Raw genomic sequence first — 22421 nt, 5'->3', positions numbered from 1 at the left:
ATTTAATTGTTTAACGTCTATCATCGCTTACCATTATTAATAACAAGCGCTGTAAATTTCAATTACCCTACCTATATATGTCTCTTTGTCATAAGGATACATATAAAGAAGTGGTCACCTATGACTGAGGAATAATATGAAAACAGTACGTTCTCTTGCTCTTTCCCTACTGAGCACTGCGCTAACGTTGTCTGTTGTTGGCGCAGCTCATGCGGCTACCGGCTCATTAACCGGTGAGATCGGCGTCCAGCTGACCATTGGTGAAGGTTGTACGGTTTCCAACAATAATTCGTCCAGCGGAACGAACGAATGGGGAACCTTGAACTTTGGTGAATACGCCGACTTGACCAACGCCGTCAACGGTACCGTTATCGGTAAAGATGGCAGCAGCACGGTGTCCATCACTTGTAGTAATGGCCTGTCCCCTTCCCTGGCTTTAGATGGCGGGCTCTACGGTACTTCCTCGGTTCGTAATTTGTCATCCAACGGCGGCAGCACCGTCATTCCTTACCACCTCTACTCCGACAGCGGGCGTAGCTCCGAAATCGCGATTAACGGCTCTCTGTCCCTGAATGCCGACGGCAGTGCGCAGAACATCCCGATCTATGGCCGTATTTCTCCGGCGGATCAGTCTACTACCGCGCCGGCATCCGGTACTTATACAGATACTGTGACTGCCACACTGTCCTGGTAATACATGTAGCCAGGGAGAGACGCATTGAGATTCACTTTTGAAACAAGTTTGGGGAAGCGTCTATGGCAGTGGATGCCGCTCCTCGCCAGCCTGTTCGCATCTCCCTGTACCACGGCCAGTAGCGTCAGCAAACAGTTTACGGTAGCGGCGGTCACCGACAGCGGTTGCGTCTTTGGCAGCAGCGCCAGCAGTTCGACCACCAGTTTAGGCACCTTGAACTTCGGCGAAAGGGCCTTTTTAGATAGCAACATTGACGTCACCAGCACCACCGGCGGCGGCTCTATCGTCGTGACTTGCACGCCTGGGCTCGCCATCAGCATTGCGATGGACTATGGGGTGAATGGCGGAAACAGTTCGTCACGCTACCTGGTGGGAAGCAACAGCAGCGACACCATTGCCTATCAGCTCTATCAAGATGCCGGACGCAGCATCGTCTGGGGAACCGGCTCCCTGGCCTATGGCGTTTCGTCCTTTCCCAGCGGTACGCAAAGTTATCCGGTCTATGGCCGTCTATTTCCATCCACCAACCAACCTTCGGCAGGCACATACACGGACACGGTTACAGTGACACTTACTTATTGAAAAAATAGATAATATGGAAAAAACACTCACAAAATGGCATTTAGCGCTCTTTGCAGTTTTGCTCGGTTTGTTCACCTCTTCCGCACTGGCGGCCAGCTCGGTGCTGGTCTGGCCGATTTATCAGGTCATCGAGTCGGATGAAAAGGGATCCGCCCTCTGGCTGGAGAACCGCGGTTCATCGCCGGTGACACTTCAGATCCGCGTTCTGGCCTGGCAACAGCAGGACAGCAAGGATCGCTACGCGAATCAGACCGATGCTATCGCCAGCCCACCTTTCGCCACCGTCCAGCCTAATCAGCGCCAGATGATCCGACTCATGAAAACGATCTCCGTGGCGCCGCAAACCGAACGCACTTATCGCATCGTGATTGATGAAATCCCGACGCTTAACACCGCCGATAAAACACAGTCGGGACTGAAGCTGCAGATGCGTTATCTGTTGCCGTTGTTTATGACCGGCGACGGCATCAAGCTCAAGCCGCCTAAAAATAAACATGCGGACGACTCGATGCTGACCCGGCCGTTACTCAGTTGGCGCCTCATTCACAAAGGCGATCAGACTGAACTCGCCATCAAAAATAGCGGCATCGTCCACGCACGCCTGAGCAATACCTTCTTCGGCGATAAGCCACGCGCGACCAAGTCATCCATTTCGCTGGCTCAAGGCTTTTTCGCTTACGTCCTTCCAGGCCAGGAGGTCCGCTGGCCGCTGCCTGCGAATAAACGCCCTGCAATGCAAAGCCATCTCTACGCCCAATTAGCCGATAACCGCCAGCCAACGCTCATCAGCCCCGCGCCTTAATGAGGGAACAGAATGCTTATTTTATGCCACGGATATTGGCTGCGGCGCCATATTGGGGTCATCCCCCTTCTCGTTTTAGCCTATGGCGGGCCGCCGGCCGCGGCGGAAGAGTATGGCGATTTGCCCAAACCGCCCCAGATTGCGCCCGCCGTCGAGAACACCACGTATTACCTGACGTTGATCGTGAACGGCGTTTCCGACCGTCAGGTGGTTCCGGTGCAGTACAATCGCGGGCACTTCTCGGTGGAGTCGGGCGTTTTAGCCAAAAACTACATTCATATCGGAACGCAACGCTCCGGCTGGGTCGACGTCAACGCGCTCCCCGAGGTGAAGGTTTATTATGACGCCGGCAATCAGTCGCTAAAGCTCACCGTTCCACTCGAGTGGCTGCCAGAGCAGTCGGCCAACAGCGGAATGATGGTTGAGGCGACAAAAGCGCAGAGCACGCCCGGTCTGGCGTTCAACTACGATGCGTATTACTTCAAAGGCTATCAGTCCTCGCAAAGCGTGACCACCTGGCTGGAACAGCGGCTGTTTAACGATTACGCCCTCATCTCCAACACGGGGACCTATTCACACTACTTCGGCCACACTGAAACGGACACCGGCAACAAAGGCTATCTGCGCTACGACACCTTTTGGCGCTACAACGATATCGACGATATGTACACCTTCCAGGCGGGAGATTTCATCAGTAATTCGCTGACCTGGAGCAATTCAGTGCGGATGGGCGGCGTACGATTTAGCCGCGATTTTGCAGTACGCCCGGATATCGTCACCTACCCGTTGATTCAGTACGCCGGGGCGAACCCGTTGCCGAGCACGGTAGATCTGTTTATCAATGGCTACAAGGCCAGCAGTACCTCGCTGAATTCCGGTCCTTTTACGCTGACCAATGTGCCGTATATCAACGGGGCGGGCGAAGCGACAGTCATCACTACCGATGCGCTGGGACGACAGGTTTCCACCAGCGTCCCCTTTTATGTATCCAACACCTTATTACGTAAAGGATTGGATGACTTCGATGTCTCTCTCGGCATTTTGCGCCGCAACTATGGCGTGAAAGACGCGGATTACGGTCAGTCGGCGGCCAGCGGCATTTATCGTCGTGGTCTGACTAACTGGCTAACCCTGTCGAGCCATCTCGAAACCTCGGAAAATCTGCTGCTGGGCGGCGTTGGCGGCGATCTCGCCATCGGCCACTGGGGCACGTTGAGCAGCGCCTACAGCCATAGTCAGGACAACGGTCAGGGCGAGCAGTACGTCGTGGGCTACTCCTATTATGCGAATACGATGGGGATTGCGGCGCAGCATGCCGAACGCAGTTCCCGCTACCAGGATTTGAGCGTGGCCTCCAGCGGCGGCCACCTCAGTAAACAGTCCGATCAGATAACCTTCAGTACGACGCCTTTCGGGCTCGGCAACGGCACGCTAGGACTGGGCTATTTTGACATTCGCGCGCATGACGATACCCGAACTCGTCTGGCCAACCTCTCTTACAGCTGGTCAATTTGGGATAGGGCCAGCATGTACTTCTCATTGAATAAAAACATCGGGAGTCACGGCTACGGCGCGCTCCTGCAAATGATCGTTCCGCTGGACAACGGCATCTCCGCTACCGCCAGCGTGCAAAAAAACTCGATGGATGAATATACCGAACGCGTGTCAATGACGCGCACCACGCCGACAGAAGGCGGTCTGGGCTGGAACCTCGCCTACTCGGGCGGCGACAGCCACGACCGGCAGGCCAGCTTCACCTGGAAAACACAGCGGGCGACCTATCAGGCAGGCATGTACGGCGCTACCTCGGCTTACAACTACTGGGGCGATCTGAGCGGTTCGGTACTGTACATGGACGACACGTTTTTTGCGGCCAATAAGATTAACGACGCCTTTATCGTCGTCAGCACCGAAGGCTATCCCGATGTTCCGGTCAAATATGAAAACCAGCAGGTAGGCACAACCAGCAATACCGGCCACATCCTTGTGCCTTGGGTCAGCGCCTATTATCCGGCCCGCGTTGAAATCGATACCTTGGAACTCCCTTTGGGGATCGATGCTCCCGAGACTGAACGACGCGTGGCAGTCAAAGAAGGCAGCGGCGCGCTGGTGAAATTCAACGTTCGGCAGGTCCATTCGTTCAACCTCAATCTGGTGGATGACAAGAAAGCGCCGCTGCCGGTGGGCTCTTACGTCACGGATGTCATCAGCGGACAAACCGCCCTCGTCGGCTATGACGGTCAGGTGTTCATGGAACAGGTTACGCCGCACATCCAACTGCGCGTTCAGCGTTCAGACAGTGGTACCTGCGTATTGAATATCGATTTGCCGGATAACAAGCCAGGCATCGCCATTCTGGGAGAGAAAGTGTGTACAGCTACAGAAATGAGGCCGGATACCGCGCCCTCAAAGGATGAATAACATGACTATGTTTCGGTTACTTATGATGCTGTTTTTGGGGATGTCGGGCCTGTCCAGCGCCTATGCTGGCTGTAGCTCGTCGTCCAGCAGCTCGTCGTTCGGTTCCATCAGTTCATTTACGCTCGCCAGCACCGCGCAAACGGTGGAATCCGGCAGCGGGTTTACCTGCTCTGGCAGCCTGCTCTCGCTGATCAGCACCAACACCGTGACCGCCACCATTTCGTCGACCAGCAACGCCTCCGGCTCCACGCCGCAGTTGTATAACGCCAGTACCGGTGAATACATTCCCTACGCCATCTGCAAGGACTCCGGCTGCAGCGCCACCTATCCGATTGGGGATACCATCAAATGGAGCAGTACCACGCTGCTCGGGTTGCTAGGGCTGTTCAACTCCAGCGACGGGACTCTGCCTATCTATCTCAGGACGTCGACAGGCGCCAATGTGGCCGCGGGCACCTACACCGATAACATTACGCTGTCCTGGTACTACAAGATCTGCTTTGTGGGAGTGCTGGGCATCTGCGCCTATACCACGGGGACGGATACATCGGTCGTCCCGGTCTCCATGGTCGTCACCAACGACTGCTATATCGACAGCGCGCCGGACGTTAACTTCGGCACCCAAGCGCTTCCCAGCAGTTTTTCCACCATCAGCAATGCGCTCAGCGTCCGGTGTACGCGCAATGCCACCTACACCGTCGGCCTCAGCAGCCTTAACGCCGGCAGCGGTAATTGGCGCCAGATGAACGCGCTCATCAATGGCTCAACCTACTCATTGCAATATCAGTTCTACCGATCGGACGGCACCGTGTGGACCAGCGAGAATCATTACGGGGCGACGGGAACGGGGGATTCGCAAAACATCAGCTACACCGCGAAAATCAACCCGAATCAGAGCAATGTACCGGCGGGAGCCTACAGCGACACGGTTACCGTGACGGTGACCTATTAGCCATGCAAGGAAAGACGGACCAATCCGGNCCGTCTGGCCTCATCAATTATTGGCCTGGGTGCTGCTCCAGCCATTTTTGCATCTGTTCAATTTCCGGCTGTTGCGCCTTGATGATGTCTTCCGCCAATTTACGCAGCTCAGGATCTTTGCCGAATCGCAGCTGTGTTTTCGCCATCGCGATCGCGCCCTGATGGTGTGCGATCATGCCTTGCGCAAAGGCGGCGTCCGGGTTCTGGGTCGACATACTTTTCATCATATCGCGATGCATGTTTTCCATATCTTGCTGATAAGCCTGCTCAAACCCCGTTGAATCCGTGGACTTGTGGTTACCGTCGTGCATGCTTTCAGCCGCCAACGCGCTTAACGGAGCCAGAAGAAAACCCACTAACAGCCAGTGACGATGTTTCATTATCTAGGACCTCATCATGGTGGAAGAAAGAAAAACATATCCCCTGTCATCGGGGGAAAGGTCAAGGCGCACCGCGCGAAAATGTCGTCGGCAGCGCGAAAAAACCGCCGTCTCGCAGATCATGCGTGAGACGACAGGCAAAAAAAACCGCCGAGTGACGAAAAAGTCACTCCGGCGGTTGACGAGCCGATGATTATTGTTCGGCTTTAGGCGCGTGTTCGCCTTTAGCCAGACGTTTTTCAAAGTTCGCGTTGAACTGTTTTTTCTGTTCCGGCGTTAACACATTATAAATCTTGTTCTGCGTTTCGAGATGCTTCAGCGTACGCGCTTTGCTGGCCTCTTCCATCTTGTCTACCACGCTTTCGGCTTTGGCCGCATCGAAGCTGTCGGCAGCGATGACGTCATGCATTGCGGTGCGGTCTTCCGGCGCCGGACGAGGCGCATCTTTACGGGCGCTCTCCATGATCTCGTGAATTTTCTGCTTTTGATCTGCGGTCAGGTTCAGGCCTTTGAACATCATGCCATGTTCCATCCCCTCGCCCGAACCATGATGCTTCATCATGTGCTCGCCATGCGGCATCGCCGGTTTAGTGTCTTGTGCGTTAGCAAAGCCAGCCGCGCCAAAAGCCAGTGCGGAAGCAATCACGATAGCGGTTAATTTAGACATAGACTTCCCTCATATATGGTTTATCAGCATTAACGCTGTTCATCATTCGTTGTCAGGGATGAGTATAGGTCACAGAACTTAAGGTAATGAGAGCAAGGGTAAAACTTTGAAAGGAGAATCGGCGATAAAACCGCCATTTGTGGGCAGAGCGATAAAATTACGTAAGCAAAAATTAAGATTAACAGAATGATGCAGAGATAAAGGAGAGTGCCTGACGCCTCTCCTTTCCCCTGTCAGGGCAAAGACTGGCAGAACGCCTCGGCGTCTTTGGCTAGCGCATCGATATGGGTACGGATCACATTGACCTTCTGTAGCAGAGGATTGCGCTCCGGCGACGCGCTAACCGAATTCATCCGCGCCACCAGCGTTTCTATCTGCTCTCTCAGTTCCGCTTCCTGCTCCCGGGCCAGCGTCAATTGCGCATTGAGCTGCTGAACATGCTCGCGCCAATGCTGCTGCTGTTGCTGCACGCTGGACTCCAGCGCCTGCAGCGCACTGTCCAGTCGCGCTTCCCACTCATCAATACACATAGAGGTTCCTTTGCCTGAATATCCCGCGAATTATAATGACAGTCTCACTTGACCACAAATCGCCCATTCAGGCTCAGGCTTCGTTTACCGGGCTAGCGGCGTTTGGCGGCGCTTTTGATAGCACGCAGCACGACGAATTTCGGATTGCTCGCGATAGTTTCGCAATTCCCGAACAGGCGCTTCAGCTTCTGGAAATAGTTCAGGTGGCGATTGCCGACAATCCGCAGCTCCCCGCCGACGCTAAGACAACGCTTCGCATCCGTGAACATCTGCCAGGCGATATCGCCTGAAATCGCCTGCTGCTGATGAAACGGCGGATTGCACAGTACGGCCTGAAGACTCCCGTCGGCGATTCCGGACAGCGAATTATTTACCGCAAACCCGCAACGATCGAGATCTTGCGGCCGGTTCAGCTCCACATTCTTACGGCTGGAGGCGACCGCCATATAAGATTCATCCAGGAAGCTGAGGGTGGCCTGCGGATTAAGATCAAGGGCGGTCAGCCCTACCACGCCGTTGCCACAACCCAGATCGACAATCTTGCCTTCCAGCGCCTGCGGTAAATGCTGCATGAAGAGTCGCGCGCCGATATCCAGACCGCCGCGCGCGAAGACGTTGGCGTGATTGGCTATCTGGAAACCGTGTTCGGGCACCGGCCATTCCGTTAGCGGCAAGGGGGCGCTGGCTTCCCGCCCGTCGGGCTGGCAATGAATCAAGCGCGCCTTCTTCCAGGCCAGAGAGGTCCGGGTCGGCCCCAGGATCTGTTCAAACAACGCAAGCGTAGAAGTATGAATGTCGCGCGCTTTCGCCCCGGCAATGATAACCGTCTGCGGCGTCACCACCTTGCTGAGCATCCGCAGTTGATGCTCCAGCAGCGCCAGCGTCTTCGGGACTTTGATGACGACCAGCGCCGGAGCGGCGGGCAGATCCGACAGGCTATCCAGCAAAGTGACCGCTTGGGCGTCGAAACCGTTGAGCGCCAGATTGTGCCGAGTCGCCAGTTGGCTGAGGGTCGAATCGCTGATGCTGCAAGGCGATTGCGCTTGTAACCCACAGGCCAGCGCGCCGAACGCATCGTTAAAAATCAGGCGGGGTCCATCGCCCAACGGCATTTCCGCCAGTTCGCGCAACAGATATTCGTCGGCCGCTTCCCAGGCCTGCAGTGCGGTCTCCTGAGCCGAAAGGGGATAGCGCACCAGCGTCAAGGTGCTCGTTTCCAGATCGAGTTGGCTCATAGCCTCTCCTGTAAAAATGCAAATTTGCGCTGTTTATCCCCTAAAAGAACGCGTCAGTAAATGCTTTTCTCATCATTGCGTTTCCCTTGTGTGAGTACAGCCGGCGGGAGCGCGGCCGTGCGCCCGCCGAGAGAGGACGAAGTCAGTTTGACCGGGGTCAATATTTCACCTATCTTTAGTCACGCAAAGGGGAGTAACTTCTTCGCCGGTTAGTCGTCATTACAGTGCGTTTGCACTCGGTTACCGGGCAACCTTAATGCGTACGCACATTAAGTTGTAAGTGAGACCTTGCCGGAAGGCGAGGTCCATTTGCGAATAATGCGCGCAAACGGCCCACGCCTTACGACGTGGGCCGTTTTGTTTTTACATTTTAAGGATATGAACTATGGCTTCCATAGGCACACCGTGGTTATGGGGCAGCTTCGCTGCCATTGTAGTGGNCATGCTGGCCATCGACCTTTTCTCTCAAGGGAAAAAAGGGTCAACGGTCATGACATTTAAGCAGGCGGCCAGCTGGTCAATCGTGTGGGTGACGATGGCTGTGCTGTTCAACGCCGGTTTCTGGTGGTATCTCAACAGCACAATGGGACGGGAGGTTGCCGACGCCCAGGCGCTGGCCTTCTTTACCGGCTATCTGATTGAAAAAGCGCTGGCGGTCGACAACGTTTTCGTCTGGCTGATGCTGTTCAGTTACTTCGCCATCCCGGCGCAATATCAGCGCCGTGTGCTGATTTTCGGTGTGTTGGGTGCCATCGTGCTGCGCACTATCATGGTGTTCGCGGGAAGTTGGCTGGTGACGCAGTTCCAGTGGCTGCTGTATATCTTCGGCGCATTCTTGCTGTTTACCGGCGTCAAAATGGCGATGGCGAAAGAAGATGACGCGGCGGTCGGCGACAAACCGGTGGTTCGCTGGCTTCGCAAGCATCTGCGAATGACGGACACCCTGCAAGGCGAGCGATTCTTTACCCGCCAGAACGGCCTGCTTTATGCCACGCCGCTGTTCCTGGTGTTGATCATGGTGGAAATCAGCGACGTTATTTTCGCAGTGGACAGCATTCCCGCCATCTTCGCGGTAACGACCGATCCCTTTATCGTACTGACTTCCAACCTCTTCGCTATTCTGGGTCTCCGCGCCATGTACTTCCTGCTGTCCGGCGTAGCCGAAAAGTTCTCGCTGCTGAAATATGGCCTGGCGGTGATCCTGATCTTCATTGGCGTCAAAATGATGCTCATCGATCTCTTCCATATCCCCGTTTCGCTGTCGCTCGGCATCGTGGCGGCAATACTGTTGGTGACCATACTGATCAATATCTGGGTCAATCGACGAGCGGCACGCTAACTTCCGCGACGTCTTTTTAGCGGCCTTAAATAAAACGCCCGGTAAAATACCTGACCGGGCGTTCTCTTTTTAATATTCTCGCGAGGGTTGTCTATACTGTGCCTGTTTATCGACTTTTTGCCGGGCGGACATCATCAGGACAAGAGGAAAAAAGGTCATAAAACGTCGATTTCTGTCAGTAAGTGTAAAATATGGCTATATCCACGATTCTCGCGGCTAAAACCTCGAATTTTCTGACTTTTATCGCTGATATTTCCCTATCTCAGCCCTACCTATTTTGTTACAGTTATGGCGTTTTTTTATATTTATCGGTAGCAGATTGGACAAAACCCCTTAAACAGGATGTCAGTCATTTTAATGCGCCATGACTCCACGTTTTTATGGCCATCCGTTGTATTGCCGTCGTCGATTCAGGTATGCCACCCCGGGATCGTTCGAACAATAAAATCAATAAATAACGCGTCATCGAGCAACGTTTCATTGCCGATGCATCAGGCTAAACCTGCTTCTCGCCGAAAGAAGCCCTTTTGGCGCAAAATCACGCTATAGCAGCAGGATTTGAAACTTACCGTGACCTATTGCCGTGCATGGGGGGCAGAGAATTTATCCCCGTGCCGCAGTACAGGACTACCAGATGGAAATGATTAAAGAGCTTCTTAACGCACTCTGGCACCAAAACTTCGACATACTTGCCAACCCCAAGCTGGTTTGGACGATTTACGGGCTACTGTTCCTGATCCTCGTACTGGAAAACGGTTTGCTGCCCGCCGCCTTTCTGCCGGGCGACAGCCTGTTGATTCTTGTCGGCGTGCTCATCGCCAAAGGCACAATGAACTATCCGTTTACCATCGCTCTGCTGACCACGGCGGCCAGCCTGGGCTGCTGGATGAGCTATCTGCAAGGCAAATGGCTCGGCAATACGAGGCTGGTGCAGAGTTGGCTCTCGCACCTGCCAGTGCATTACCATCAAAGAGCGCACCAGTTGTTCCNCCGTCACGGTCTGTCGGCGTTGCTGATCGCGCGTTTCCTCGCGTTTATACGCACGCTGCTGCCTACGATCGCCGGTCTATCCGGGCTCAATAACGCACGCTTCCAGTTCTTCAACTGGATGAGCGCTTTCCTGTGGGTCATCATTTTGGTGTCGCTCGGCTATGCGCTGGGCAATACGCCGGTCTTTCGTAAATACGAAGGCCAGCTGATGTTTTTCCTCATGATGCTGCCCCTGGTATTGCTCTGCATCGGATTGGTGGGATCATTGGTCGTACTCTGGCGCAAGAAACGCGCCGTTAATAGTAGAAAAGGACATTAAGACATGGTGAGCCGCTGGCTGAAAAACAAGCCCGTCTGGCGTCTACTGCTACTGCTGTTGCCCGTTATTGTCATGGTGACGTCATCCCATCACACGCCCGATGAAGTCACCCTGCACATCAGCCCACAGCATCAGGGCGCCCCTCTTCCGGATGGGTTTTACATTTATCAGCGTCTCAACGAACGCGGCATCGGCATTGAAAGCATCATCCCGGCGCAGGACAGCATCGTGGTCAGACTGTCATGTCCGGAACAGAGCAGAGACGCGCGCGACGTGCTGCGCATGATGCTCCCGCAGGTCAAGGTCGTGACTCAGATTGCGAAAAGCGGTCAACCCGCGCAGAAGTATTCCCCGCCGCCATCATCTCATTTGGGATAAATCCTCGGGGTTATCTCACCGCGCTTCCGTCACCGCCGTTGCGGCGTATTTACCGCAATTAACGCAAGGGTTTACCGCGCGCAAATTGAAATATCGTCTATAGTTGAATATCAGCTTTTATCACATTAGGGAGTTTTGCTATGTCTCGTGAATCCAGTTCAGAACAGCAGCTGCGTGAAGAATTACGATCTCTTGGCGACACGCTGGAAGAAGTCCTGCGTAGCTCCAGCGAAAAGTCCAAGGGCGACCTGGAAAAACTGCGCGAAAAAGCGGAGGGCGTCCTGCAAGAATCCCGCTCCCGTCTGAATGAAACCGGTGAACGTATCAAAGCTCACACGCGTGAAGCGACCGGACAGGCTGAAGATTATATTCGTGAAAAACCCTGGGCTGGCGTTGGAATTGGCGCGGCCGTAGGCCTCGTTGTCGGCATTCTGCTCGCACGTCGTTAATCGCTATGAGTGATCAAGAACGACAAGGCCCCGCTATTGCCTGCGTCGCGACGGTGAAACGCATCATCACCTTGCTGGCAGGAATGGCTGAAACACGGGTCAAGCTCGCCGTCGTCGAGCTCGAACAAGAGAAGAGCAATCTGGTTCAGTTGCTGCTGTTGGTTGGGCTAACCCTGATATTCACCACGTTTGGTCTGATGTGCCTGATTGCGCTGGTGATTTGGAGCCTGCAACCTGAGTATCGCCTACTGGGACTGTACTGGATAACCGGTATTCTGCTTGGACTGGCGGTCATCGGCGGCCTTTGGGCGCTGCTGCGCGCGCGCAGTGCAACACTGCTGAAAGAGACCCGGAAAGAGCTGGCTAACGATCGGGCGTTGCTGGAGGAAAAGCTGAAGTGAGCCGCAAACGGTATCTGGCACAGGAAAAAGCGCGGTTGGTGAGTCTAATCCATCAGCAACGCATTGAACTGGTCTCGGAAAAAAGGCAGTGGCTTGAAGCGACTGAACCGTGCGATCGCTATTGGCAAAAACTCGTCGGCATGCGTAATTATCTGATTGCTGGCGCGGGGCTTGTTGCCGTGGTCGGCCTGCGCCGCCCCGGCCGTCTGCTCAAGGTTGCTCGCAAAGCCGCAGGCGTTTGGGGTGCGATCAAATTGGTACGTAATATCCTCCCACGCGCCTAGTCCACAAAGACATAGCCATGCCCTATAAGGTATGGCTTTTTTTATGCCCTGACCTTTAAATCAATTTCATTGAACAAAAAAGACAATTTTACTTGCTGTCTTACCTCCCCCTTCCCTTCTAACATCTTCCTCAACCGTCATTTACGGCCAAAAACAGATTGATTATTGAGAGTTAATCATCATCAGCGTGCTGAATCGCACTATGCCGACCGGAGAGAGAATTGATGAAAAAATTAGATAATGTCCTGATATTAGTGGCCCGTGTCCTCATGCCAATACTGTTTATTTACGCCGGTTACGGCAAACTGGGCGACGCCTATGCCGGGACCCAGCAATACATGCAGGCAATGGGCGTACCCGGCGCGTTGCTGCCCTTGACGATTCTTCTGGAGCTGGGCGGCGGGCTGGCCATCCTGTTCGGTTTTCTCACTCGCACCGCCGCCATCTCGACAGCAATTTTCACTCTTCTTACCGCGCTTATTTTCCACCACGATTTTGCGCAGGCGGGTAATGAGCTGATGTTTATGAAAAACCTGTCCATCACAGGGGGTTATCTCTTGTTATTCGTCACCGGCCCCGGCGCTTACAGTCTCGACCGCCTACTGAATAAGAGGTGGTAATACCCGGAACAGTCGTGCTGTACTGATTCCAACCGGCCGCGTGAANCGCCACGCCACAGCTTTCAAGCCGTTTCATGCTGGCGGGTTGTGACTCAACAGATAGCCGATATCACCTAGCGTTCTGCGCGATACCACTTTGGGGAGAAGAGCTCGATGGGACAATTAGTTGAAGGGCAATGGCACGATACCTGGTATGACACCTCGTCGACGGGCGGACATTTCCAACGCCCACAAACCTCATTCCGCCATTGGGTGACGCCCGACGGCCGCCCCGGTCCCAGCGGCGAAGGCGGCTTTCGCGCAGAGCCCGGACGCTATCACCTGTACGTTTCGCTCGCCTGCCCGTGGGCGCACCGGGCGCTGTTGCTCCGGAAGCTGAAGGGGTTGGAAACGTACATCGGCGTCTCCGTAGTGCACCCTCTGATGTTAGAACATGGCTGGACGTTCGCGACCGATTTTCCAGAGGCCACCGGCGACAGACTCTATCAACACAGCTACCTTTATCAGCTCTACCTGCACGCCAAGCCCAACTATAGCGGCAGAGTGACCGTACCGGTGTTGTGGGATACGCAGCAGCAAACCATCGTCAGCAACGAGTCGGCGGATATTATCCGCATGCTGAATACGGCATTTGACGAGGTGGGCGCGACGCCGGGAGATTACTATCCGCTGGCGCTTCGTGCGGAGATTGATGAGTTGAACAGGTGGATTTACCCTCAGGTTAATAATGGCGTCTACAAGGCGGGCTTCGCCACGCAGCAAAGCGCTTACGACGAGTCAGTCGCGCAGCTGTTTGATGCGCTGGGACGGCTGGAACAACGGCTGAGCCAACAGCGTTATCTGACCGGCTCATGTCTGACGGAAGCCGACCTGCGGCTATGGACCACGCTCGTTCGCTTCGACCCGGTCTATCACACCCATTTCAAGTGCGATCGCTGGCGTTTGACAGATTATGAGAATTTGTACGGTTTTACGCGGGATATCTATCAACTGCCGGGTATCGCTGACACGGTCAATCTGGATCATATTCGCCACCACTATTACCGCAGCCATGCCTCGATCAACCCCTGCGGCATTATCTCCATCGGCCCAGAGTTATCGTTAACAAAGCCGCACGATCGAGAGAGCCGGTTTCGACGCTAACGCCCAATCAGGGCCTCAGCGTGACGGCAGAACCAGGCACTCTCCCGTGTTGCCGTCCCCTCAGTTGGGCGGTCATCAGGAGTCACGCAATACTTTGGGGATTTCCCGTAGCAGCCAGGACTTAGCTTCGCCCATGTTGTCGCGGCGCCAGGCCATGATGATCTGGCTCTCGAAGGTGTTTTCCGGGCTGACTACCCGTAGCCGCCCTTCGGCGATATCCTGCGCCACCAGTTCGTAAGGGATCGTCGCGACGCCTAGCCCGGCGAGCAAAGCCCGGCGTTTATCGTCCATCGTACTCACCGTCAGACGAGGCTGTTTATCCAACAGCTGCACCGTGAGCACAGGGCGATCGCGTGCGGTATCAGCAATGGCGATACCTCGATACTTGACGCGAGTCACTTCTGACAGTGGTTCGGGTTCATTGTGAATGGGATGGTCCGGGCTGGCGACGTAGACGCTTTTCACCGAGTAGAGCTTGCGCGTATTAACCTCGGACGTTGCACGGAAATGCATATCCGGAGAGATAACGATATCGGCTCGGTCTTGCTCCAGCCGTTCCCAGGCGCCTGCCAATACTTCGGTCAGAATAGAGACCTGCGTGTTGGCCTTCTGCGCCAACTTGTCCAGCAGTGGAAACAAGCGCTCTGTCGGCACCAACGCTTCCGCGACAATGGTGACATGAGTCTCCCAGCCCCGAGCCAGCGCTTCGGCATCCGTCGTCAGTTTATCGGCCGCTTCCAGCAAGACTCGCCCGCGCTCCAGCAGCATCCTTCCCACATTAGTAAATTTAGTGCGATGCCCCGAGCGGTCAAACAACACCACATCCAGTTCATCCTCTAACTTTTGCATGGTGTAGCTCAGTGCTGAAGGCACTCTTCCCAGCTCATCTGCCGCGGCCGCGAAGCTACCCCGACGATCGATAGCATCCATCACCCGCAACGCTTCCAATGTTAACGCCCGATCTTTCGACATAGATATTCTCATTCAGGATTTTTGAACGACCCCACCAGATTAACTAGCTAACAATCTACCGTCCAGCCGATTACCCTTGTAAAGTCGAATAATTACGAGGGCCTGACACCATGATCATTAGCAGAGCAGCGGAGCAATGCGGCAAGGCTGACTACGGGTGGCTGCAGGCACGATACACGTTCTCCTTCGGCCACTATTTTGACCCCGACCTGCTGGGATTCGGCTCGCTACGCGTGTTGAATCAGGAAGTTCTGGCGCCTAAAGCCGCCTTCCAGGCCCGGACCTATCCGCGCGTTGATATCCTTAATATTCTTCTGCAAGGCGAAGCCGAATATCGGGACAGTAACGGTAATCACACGCAGGCTAAAGCCGGCGACGTCATGTTGCTCGCGACTCAGCCTAACCTCAGCTATAGCGAACAAAATATTGCCATCGACACGCCGCTGACCCGCATTCAGCTGTGGCTGGATGCCTGTCCGACGCGCGAAAACCGCGCGCTACAGCGTATGTCGCTGAACGGCGAGTGCTGTCAGTTACTGGCTTCCCCGGACGATGAAAATGGCAGTCTGCACCTAAGACAACAGGTCTGGGTTTACCATCTTGATCTGGCCGCGGGAGAATCGCTGACGCATGCCTTAAAAGGGAATCGCGCCTATGTTCAGTCTATTCACGGTGAGCTTGGCATCCGCTGCAAAGCCGATGGGGGCAAAACATTGCGTTGCGGCGACGGTGCCTTTATCCAGCAGGAAACGGCCATCGCCCTTCAGGCGAAAACGCCGGTGCGAGCCCTGCTGATCGATTTGGTGGTGTAACGCTTCCCCTACCTGACTCGGCGTTTTTGAGGAGTCATGGTAAGATAAACCATTATCTTCACCACTTTTCTTCAGGGTTACAGCGATGGATTCAACCGATCCGACCAAACTTCTTGCCCAGGCTGAGCGACTTTGTCAGCAACGCAACGTGCGACTTACGCCGCAGCGTCAGGAAGTACTGCGTCTGATGGCCCATCAACCCGGAGCCATCAGCGCCTACGACCTGTTGGATCTGCTCCGTGTCGCTGAACCCCAGGCTAAGCCTCCTACCGTATACCGCGCGTTGGATTTCCTACTGGAACAAGGATTCATCCACCGAGTGGAATCCACCAACAGCTACGTGCTGTGCCACCATTTCGAAGAACACAGCCACACCTCAGCGCTCTTTATCTGCGACCGTTGTCGCCAGGTAACGGAGAGCCCCACGGAAGGCATCGAAGAAATATTGCAGCAAATTGCCGTCCAAACGGGATTCTCCCTACGCCACAGTGTAGTTGAAGCGCATGGCATGTGCGTTGAGTGCAGAAAAATCGAAGCCTGCGACCATCGCGACAGCTGCAACCACGACCACAGTATCGTCATCAAAAAACGCTGAGCAGCATATCGTTTTCAGGTTCGGCCTTATCAGCGCCAAACGGTGATACTGAAATTGGAAGCTTAGGAAGAGAAGAAATTAGAGAGGGGATGAAGCATCACGTTGGCGGAAAATGTCTGACTTTGCTTTGGTTTCGCCCGTTACGTTCAGCAAGAAAGACCAAACGTAACGGAAGAGGCATAAACGGGGCGTTCAGCAAGCCGGTCTATCAACTCCAATCGCTGTTGCGAATGACGCCGACGGCCAACCCTTCAATGGAAAAGTTTTCCTTGCTCAAATCCACCACGATAGGGGAAAACTCTTTGTTTTCAGCCAACAGCTGCACTTTGTTGCCCTGCTGCTTCAATCGTTTTACCGTGACTTCATCTTCAATGCGCGCCACAACAACCTGACCGTTGTGAACATCCTGCGTTTTGTGCACAGCCAGTAAATCGCCATCAAGAATACCGATATCTTTCATCGACATACCGCTGACGCGCAGCAGAAAATCGGCATTTGGCTTAAACATGGCCGGATCGACCTGATAATGACATTCGATATGCTGCTCAGCCAGCAGCGGTTCCCCTGCGGCAACGCGACCAATCAAAGGCAGGCCGAGCGACTCTTCTTCCATCAACAGACGAATACCGCGGGATGCGCCGGTGACGATCTCAATCACGCCTTTACGGGAGAGGGCTTTCAAGTGTTCTTCAGCGGCATTAGGAGAGCGGAATCCCAGCTGCTTAGCGATTTCTGCTCGGGTGGGTGGCATACCGGTTTGTGAAATATGATCGCGAATAAGATCATAAACCTCTTGTTGTCTGGTCGTTAAAGCTTTCATTCCGCCCCCTGGTTGTTTATACAGTTTCGCTGTGAGTATATACAGGGAAACTGCCTATGGGAACTGAGAAATCGCGTTATGCCTTGTTTTTTGGCGTCATTCATGAGAGCCATCACGCAAAATGGCCCCACAGCAAGACACCCCAGACCACGGCCGCCAACAGGCAAGCCACCAACACCGCAGCCGACCCCAAATCTTTCGCTCTCCCTGCAAGCTCATGATATTCCGGGCCAATTCTGTCCACCACGGCTTCGATAGCGCTATTCAGCAACTCGACGATCACAATCAGCACTACCGCGCCAATCAACAATAACCGTTCTAATATTGAAACTGGCAACCAACAGGCAATAATAATGCCTGCCAGAGTAAGAATGGTTTCCTGACGAAAGGCCGCTTCATGCCTCCATGCTTGTTTAAGTCCCTGCAACGAATAGCCCGTTGCTTTGACAAGGCGGGTAATCCCGGTCGCCTTATTCATGATCCTTGCTTACTCCCTTTTTATTTAGTTTCGAACGCAATTTTCGCGTCACCCCATTGTCTCATGACCACAGATATCCGATAAGGTTTCTGTTATCCTTGCGGCGCATTGCTAATAAGAGGTTCTCAGTTGTTATGTCAGGTTGGCGTAAAATCTACTATAAATTATTGAATTTCCCTCTGAAACTTTTGGTAAAGAGCAAAATTATCCCTCTGGATCCGATCGCTGAGCTGGATATCGATCCTACACGTCCTATTTTCTACGTTCTGCCCTACAACTCCAAAGCGGACTTACTGACGCTGCGTGAAAAGTGCCTTGCACTGGGGCTGCAGGATCCGCTTGAACCCTTGATTGTCGACGGTGAGGCGCTGCCAAGCTACGTCTTCGTCAATAATGGCCCACGCATATTTCGCTACTACGTGCCCAAAGAGAAATCCATCAAACTTTTCCACGACTATCTGGATCTGCATCGCGATAATCCGTCGCTGGATGTCCAGATGGTGCCGGTTTCAGTGATGTTCGGCCGCTCGCCTGGACGCGAAGGGCACCAGCAGGAAGCGCCTCAGCTGCGCCTGCTGAACGGTATCGAAAAATTCTTCGCGGTTCTGTGGCTGGGACGCGACAGCTTCGTCCGTTTCTCGACGCCAGTATCGCTGCGCTATATGGCAACAGAGCACGGCACGGATAACTCCATCGCCCACAAACTGGCTCGCGTGGCGCGTATGCACTTCGCTCGTCTGCGACTAGCCGCCGTCGGTCCGCGCCTGCCGGTCAGACAGGAGCTGTTCAAGAAACTGCTGTCGTCGAAAGCCATCGCCAAAGCGGTGGATGACGAAGCCCGAGCCAAGAAAATCTCGCGTGAGAAAGCCCAGCAGAACGCAATTGCGATGCTGGAAGAGATCGCCGCCGACTTCTCCTATGAAGCGGTGCGTCTGACAGACCGCGTGCTGGGCTGGACCTGGAACCGGCTGTATCAAGGGATTAACGTCCATAACGCTGAGCGCGTTCGGCAGTTGGCTCAAGACGGCCATGAAATCGTTTATGTTCCCTGTCACCGCAGCCACATGGACTACCTGCTGCTTTCTTACGTGCTGTATCACCAGGGGCTGGTGCCGCCGCACATTGCCGCGGGCATTAACCTGAACTTCTGGCCGGCGGGTCCTATCTTCCGCCGCCTCGGCGCATTCTTCATCCGTCGAACCTTCAAAGGCAGCAAGCTGTATTCCACCCTATTCCGCGAGTATCTCGGCGAACTGTTCACCCGCGGTTATTCGGTAGAGTACTTCGTCGAAGGCGGACGCTCGCGCACCGGTCGCCTGCTGGATCCGAAAACGGGCACGCTGGCGATGACGCTGCAGGCCATGCTGCGCGGCGGCACGCGCCCCATTACGTTGGTGCCGATTTACATCGGCTACGAGCATGTGATGGAAGTAGGCACTTACTCCAAAGAGCTGCGCGGCGCCACCAAGGAAAAAGAAGGTTTTCTCCAGATGGTGCGCGGACTTCGCAAGCTGCGTAATCTGGGACAGGGTTACGTCAACTTCGGCGAACCGCTGCCGCTGATGACTTACCTCAACAACAAGGTTCCGCAGTGGCGCGACGCCATCGACCCGATCGAAGCGCAGCGCCCCGCCTGGCTGACGCCTACCGTGCAGGACATTGCCTCCGACATCATGGTACGCATCAACAATGCCGCGGCGGCCAACGCCATGAATCTGTGTTCAACCGCCCTTCTGGTGTCGCCGCAACGCGCAATGACCCGTACGCAGTTGGAAGAACAGCTCGAGTGCTATCTGCAACTGATGCGCAACGTGCCCTATACCGAGAACACGACGACACCGGATAAAACGCCTGCCGAACTGATCGACCATGCGTTGAAGATGGACAAATTCACGGTCGAAAACGACAAGCTGGGTACCATCATCAGCCTTCCGAGCGATCAGGCCGTGCTGATGACCTATTACCGCAACAATATTCAGCATCTGCTGATCCTGCCGTCTCTGGTCGCCAGCATTATCGTGTACCACCGGCACATTACGCAGGCTGAGTTGTTACGCCAGGTGACGTTGATCTATCCGTTGCTGAAAGCGGAGCTGTTCCTGCACTACGAAACGGCGCAGCTGGCCGATGTCCTGCAGGCATTGACGTCCGAGCTGGCGAATCAGCGCTTGATCGTGACTGAGGGCGAAAATCTGACGCCGAATAGCGAGCGTAGCCGCCCGCTGCAGCTGCTGGCCGCTGGCGTTATCGAAACGCTACAGCGATACGCCATCACCTTCCTGCTGCTGAAGGGCGACCCGACGATCAATCGCGGTACGCTGGAGAAAGAAAGCCGTGCGATGGCGCAGCGCCTGTCCCTCCTGCACGGCATCAACGCGCCGGAGTTCTTTGATAAGGCGGTCTTTTCCACGCTGGTCAATACGCTGCGCAGCGAAGGCTACATCAGCGACAGCGGCGATGCCGTGCTGGAAAAAGTGCAGGCGATCTATGCGATTTTGGGCGACGTGATTACGCCGGAAGTCAGGTTGACGATCGAAAGCCCCGCCGTAGTCGTAACGGCGCCGACGGTGCAACAGAATAACGAAGTGAAGTAATAAGACATGTGCCTGCGGCTCGCCGCCGCAGGCCTTTTTTCTACAGACTCAGCGCTATCCCGACGAACAGCGCCATCCCTACATAGTTGTTATTGCGAAAAGCCTTAAAGCAATTATCGCGATCCCGTCCCGCGATCAGCGTCTGCTGATAAACAAACAGCCCCGCCGCCGCCAGCAACGACCAATAGTACACGGCGCCGAGGTCTGAAATACGTCCTAAAATCACCATCGCCCCTAGCATCAACAGCTGCAGCACACCGATGATAACCGTGTCGTAACGACCGAACAGGATAGCCGTCGACTTCACGCCGATGTTGAGGTCATCATCGCGGTCGACCATCGCATACTCGGTATCGTAGGCCACGGTCCAGCACAGGTAAGCGAAAAACATCAGCCAGCAGCTGACAGGCAGCGACTCGCTGACGGCGGCATAGGCCATGGGGATCGACCAGCCAAAAGCCGCGCCCAGCACAACCTGAGGCAGATGGCTGAACCGCTTCATAAAGGGATAAACCCAGGCCAGAGCCAGCCCGGCGACCGACAGCCAGATCGTCATGGTGTTCAACGTCAGCACCAGCGCAAACGCGACCAGCGCCAGGATCACAAACAGCGCTTTGGCCGACTGTTCACTGACCATACCGCTGGGTAAGGGCCGCGATGCCGTGCGCTTCACATGACCGTCAAAATGGCGGTCGGCATAGTCGTTAATGACGCAACCCGCCGCTCTCATCAGGAATACGCCTAGCACGAACACCCAGAGCGTCCAGCTTGCTGGTGCATCGCGCCCTGCCAGCCATAGCGCCCACAGCGTAGGCCACAGCAGCAACAGAGAGCCTATCGGCTTATCGATCCGCATCAGGCGACAATACGCCATCCACCGTCCCGTCGTTAAAATTCGTTCCAACGCATCGTCTCCTCTCTACCGTTCAGCATCAGAACTGAGCGGAGAATAAATAGGGGCATCAGGCAAAAAAACTTCTGTCAGCAATAAAGGATGGCCCGCCAACCGCAGTCGTGAACGGCGAGCCCACAGATCGCCGCTACGTCCCGGATTGATAAAATCGCGTTCCGGCGCGCCCTGTTGAAAAAGATACCGTCCAAGAGGCTCACGCCCAATCTGCGTCAACGCTTGGTTTGATTTCTGCAGCGTGCGCTCAGGGATCACCGTACGGCCAAATAGCCAGGGTCTGCCGTCGCCATACAGCGTCACTTCCCGGAGCCAGAAGCGTTCGCTGACGGGCAATAGCGGCAACGCCTCCCCTAAGGCCGATGGCGAGATAAAACCTTCGTGGGTGACCTCCACGTCGAGACGCCGGCAATGGGTCTCCAATCGCACGGTCATTGAGTCTCGATAGGCGAGCCACTCGGAGACTACCGCGGGGACATCAGCGAACTCGCACCATGTCACCGGGCGCAGGAGGTCTACCGTCTCATCTGTCATTGCCCCCTCCTCGCCTTGGGTTTAGTAAATAAAGTAAACGGTTTCCATTGTAGCGTAGAATAGCGCATTGATAACTCGTTCAACCGCTGGGACTCATGATCTGCATGATTTTCATACATTCGTTACGCCAATAAACTCACCCGGAGTCAATAGGACTTCAGTGAGCCGCATGAAATCTGGATAGAGACTTAAAACCGGCCATGTCCCCTGATTTCATGATATTTCAATGCGATGAAGCAAAGATGAATTCACCCGCCACCGCCGCTGAATGCGTTATTAATATAATAAAAATCCAGCTATTAATAGCATGGCTCATTTTTACGCTTTGGGATTAAAACAGCTTACGACGAAAAATGCTAATTGTCTGATTGTAAGGGAAAAAACCACACAATGAGGATGGATAATCTATCGCCTGAAAAGGTATGTTTCAACTCGAGGAAAACCGCGTCTGCATCATTGGTCGCGCTAAGGTTTTCATCACATCATTGATCAAC

At 54.5% G+C, this 22421-nt stretch carries 25 protein-coding genes; 16 read left to right on the top strand and 9 right to left on the bottom strand.

Features of this window, described 5'->3' with window-relative positions; genetic code table 11:
- The first annotated feature begins 187 nt into the window (after nt 1-187).
- The 5 genes from SB13_RS06690 to SB13_RS06670 all read left to right on the top strand — a co-directional run bounded on the left by SB13_RS06690 (nt 188) and on the right by SB13_RS06670 (nt 5451).
- A complete protein-coding gene (locus tag SB13_RS06690; protein WP_235202382.1) occupies nt 188-694 on the top strand; it encodes a Csu type fimbrial protein in 507 nt (168 codons plus the stop codon).
- Between the two features lie 72 nt (nt 695-766).
- Nucleotides 767-1276, top strand: coding sequence for a Csu type fimbrial protein (locus SB13_RS06685; RefSeq protein ID WP_081821831.1), 510 nt, complete (start codon nt 767-769; stop codon nt 1274-1276).
- Nucleotides 1277-1289: 13 nt separating this feature from the next.
- Nucleotides 1290-2078, top strand: a complete 789-nt coding sequence (locus tag SB13_RS06680; RefSeq protein WP_026739612.1) for a fimbrial biogenesis chaperone — start codon at nt 1290-1292, stop codon at nt 2076-2078.
- A gap of 12 nt (nt 2079-2090) precedes the next feature.
- Nucleotides 2091-4499 (top strand): fimbria/pilus outer membrane usher protein, encoded by a 2409-nt coding sequence (locus SB13_RS06675; protein ID WP_152545768.1) that lies wholly within the window; start codon nt 2091-2093, stop codon nt 4497-4499.
- 1 nt (nt 4500) lies between these two features.
- Entirely contained in the window at nt 4501-5451 is a 951-nt protein-coding gene (locus SB13_RS06670; RefSeq protein ID WP_026739611.1) for a Csu type fimbrial protein, read from the top strand.
- Between the two features lie 46 nt (nt 5452-5497).
- Here SB13_RS06670 and copM read toward each other — a convergent pair whose 3' ends face one another.
- The 4 genes from copM to rlmG form a co-directional block, all read right to left on the bottom strand.
- The gene (gene copM, locus SB13_RS06665; RefSeq protein ID WP_026739610.1) at nt 5498-5860 is read right to left on the bottom strand and encodes a CopM family metallochaperone; all 363 of its coding nucleotides are present in this window, start codon (nt 5858-5860) and stop codon (nt 5498-5500) included.
- 193 nt (nt 5861-6053) lie between these two features.
- Nucleotides 6054-6527 carry an ATP-independent periplasmic protein-refolding chaperone Spy gene (gene spy, locus SB13_RS06660; RefSeq protein WP_026739609.1) on the bottom strand — a complete coding sequence of 158 codons (474 nt, stop codon included), beginning with the start codon at nt 6525-6527 and terminating at the stop codon, nt 6054-6056.
- Nucleotides 6528-6760: 233 nt separating this feature from the next.
- Nucleotides 6761-7057 carry a hypothetical protein gene (locus SB13_RS06655; RefSeq protein ID WP_026739608.1) on the bottom strand — a complete coding sequence of 99 codons (297 nt, stop codon included), beginning with the start codon at nt 7055-7057 and terminating at the stop codon, nt 6761-6763.
- Between the two features lie 92 nt (nt 7058-7149).
- Nucleotides 7150-8292: a 23S rRNA (guanine(1835)-N(2))-methyltransferase RlmG gene (rlmG, locus tag SB13_RS06650; RefSeq protein ID WP_026739607.1), complete on the bottom strand. Its 1143-nt coding sequence runs from the start codon at nt 8290-8292 to the stop codon at nt 7150-7152.
- A 385-nt stretch (nt 8293-8677) separates the two neighbouring features.
- On the opposite strand from rlmG, the gene SB13_RS06645 reads away from it, so the two are divergent.
- The 8 genes from SB13_RS06645 to SB13_RS06610 all read left to right on the top strand — a co-directional run bounded on the left by SB13_RS06645 (nt 8678) and on the right by SB13_RS06610 (nt 14215).
- The gene (locus tag SB13_RS06645; protein ID WP_026739606.1) at nt 8678-9631 is read left to right on the top strand and encodes a TerC family protein; all 954 of its coding nucleotides are present in this window, start codon (nt 8678-8680) and stop codon (nt 9629-9631) included.
- Between the two features lie 634 nt (nt 9632-10265).
- Nucleotides 10266-10940 carry a DedA family protein gene (locus tag SB13_RS06640; RefSeq protein ID WP_026739605.1) on the top strand — a complete coding sequence of 225 codons (675 nt, stop codon included), beginning with the start codon at nt 10266-10268 and terminating at the stop codon, nt 10938-10940.
- 3 nt (nt 10941-10943) lie between these two features.
- Entirely contained in the window at nt 10944-11318 is a 375-nt protein-coding gene (mzrA, locus tag SB13_RS06635) for an EnvZ/OmpR regulon moderator MzrA (RefSeq protein ID WP_026739604.1), read from the top strand.
- Between the two features lie 140 nt (nt 11319-11458).
- On the top strand, nt 11459-11767 hold the full coding sequence (locus tag SB13_RS06630; protein ID WP_026739603.1) for an ElaB/YgaM/YqjD family protein: 309 nt from the start codon (nt 11459-11461) through the stop codon (nt 11765-11767).
- A gap of 5 nt (nt 11768-11772) precedes the next feature.
- Nucleotides 11773-12168 carry a phage holin family protein gene (locus tag SB13_RS06625; protein WP_026739602.1) on the top strand — a complete coding sequence of 132 codons (396 nt, stop codon included), beginning with the start codon at nt 11773-11775 and terminating at the stop codon, nt 12166-12168.
- Nucleotides 12165-12452: a YqjK-like family protein gene (locus SB13_RS06620; protein WP_026739601.1), complete on the top strand. Its 288-nt coding sequence runs from the start codon at nt 12165-12167 to the stop codon at nt 12450-12452. Before SB13_RS06625 ends, SB13_RS06620 begins: the two co-directional genes overlap by 4 nt.
- 224 nt (nt 12453-12676) lie before the next feature.
- Nucleotides 12677-13072 carry a DoxX family protein gene (locus SB13_RS06615; protein ID WP_026739600.1) on the top strand — a complete coding sequence of 132 codons (396 nt, stop codon included), beginning with the start codon at nt 12677-12679 and terminating at the stop codon, nt 13070-13072.
- Between the two features lie 153 nt (nt 13073-13225).
- On the top strand, nt 13226-14215 hold the full coding sequence (locus SB13_RS06610; protein ID WP_026739599.1) for a glutathione S-transferase family protein: 990 nt from the start codon (nt 13226-13228) through the stop codon (nt 14213-14215).
- Between the two features lie 75 nt (nt 14216-14290).
- Here the strand turns inward: SB13_RS06610 and SB13_RS06605 are convergent, their stop codons facing one another.
- Entirely contained in the window at nt 14291-15187 is an 897-nt protein-coding gene (locus SB13_RS06605; protein ID WP_026739598.1) for a LysR family transcriptional regulator, read from the bottom strand.
- 110 nt (nt 15188-15297) lie between these two features.
- Here SB13_RS06605 and SB13_RS06600 point away from each other — a divergent pair, with 110 nt between their 5' ends.
- Both SB13_RS06600 and zur read left to right on the top strand, forming a co-directional pair.
- Nucleotides 15298-15999: a pirin family protein gene (locus SB13_RS06600; RefSeq protein WP_026739597.1), complete on the top strand. Its 702-nt coding sequence runs from the start codon at nt 15298-15300 to the stop codon at nt 15997-15999.
- 85 nt (nt 16000-16084) lie between these two features.
- Nucleotides 16085-16594 carry a zinc uptake transcriptional repressor Zur gene (gene zur / locus SB13_RS06595; RefSeq protein ID WP_026739596.1) on the top strand — a complete coding sequence of 170 codons (510 nt, stop codon included), beginning with the start codon at nt 16085-16087 and terminating at the stop codon, nt 16592-16594.
- A 208-nt stretch (nt 16595-16802) separates the two neighbouring features.
- On the opposite strand, the gene lexA is transcribed toward zur, so the two are convergent.
- Nucleotides 16803-17414, bottom strand: a complete 612-nt coding sequence (gene lexA, locus SB13_RS06590) for a transcriptional repressor LexA (protein WP_026739595.1) — start codon at nt 17412-17414, stop codon at nt 16803-16805.
- Nucleotides 17415-17526: 112 nt separating this feature from the next.
- The gene (locus tag SB13_RS06585) at nt 17527-17895 is read right to left on the bottom strand and encodes a diacylglycerol kinase (RefSeq protein ID WP_026739594.1); all 369 of its coding nucleotides are present in this window, start codon (nt 17893-17895) and stop codon (nt 17527-17529) included.
- 131 nt (nt 17896-18026) lie between these two features.
- Here SB13_RS06585 and plsB point away from each other — a divergent pair, with 131 nt between their 5' ends.
- Nucleotides 18027-20486, top strand: a complete 2460-nt coding sequence (gene plsB / locus SB13_RS06580) for a glycerol-3-phosphate 1-O-acyltransferase PlsB (RefSeq protein ID WP_026739593.1) — start codon at nt 18027-18029, stop codon at nt 20484-20486.
- A gap of 40 nt (nt 20487-20526) precedes the next feature.
- Here the strand turns inward: plsB and ubiA are convergent, their stop codons facing one another.
- Both ubiA and ubiC read right to left on the bottom strand, forming a co-directional pair.
- A complete protein-coding gene (gene ubiA, locus SB13_RS06575; protein WP_026739592.1) occupies nt 20527-21390 on the bottom strand; it encodes a 4-hydroxybenzoate octaprenyltransferase in 864 nt (287 codons plus the stop codon).
- Between the two features lie 15 nt (nt 21391-21405).
- Nucleotides 21406-21927, bottom strand: coding sequence for a chorismate lyase (ubiC, locus tag SB13_RS06570; protein ID WP_026739591.1), 522 nt, complete (start codon nt 21925-21927; stop codon nt 21406-21408).
- Nucleotides 21928-22421: the final 494 nt, after the last annotated feature.

Origin of the sequence: Lonsdalea quercina subsp. quercina, assembly GCF_000688695.1 — a bacterium.
Taxonomy (GTDB): Bacteria; Pseudomonadota; Gammaproteobacteria; order Enterobacterales; family Enterobacteriaceae; genus Lonsdalea; species Lonsdalea quercina_D.
Note: the sequence above shows the minus strand (reverse complement) of the source record. Positions and strands in the feature narration are given on the sequence as shown.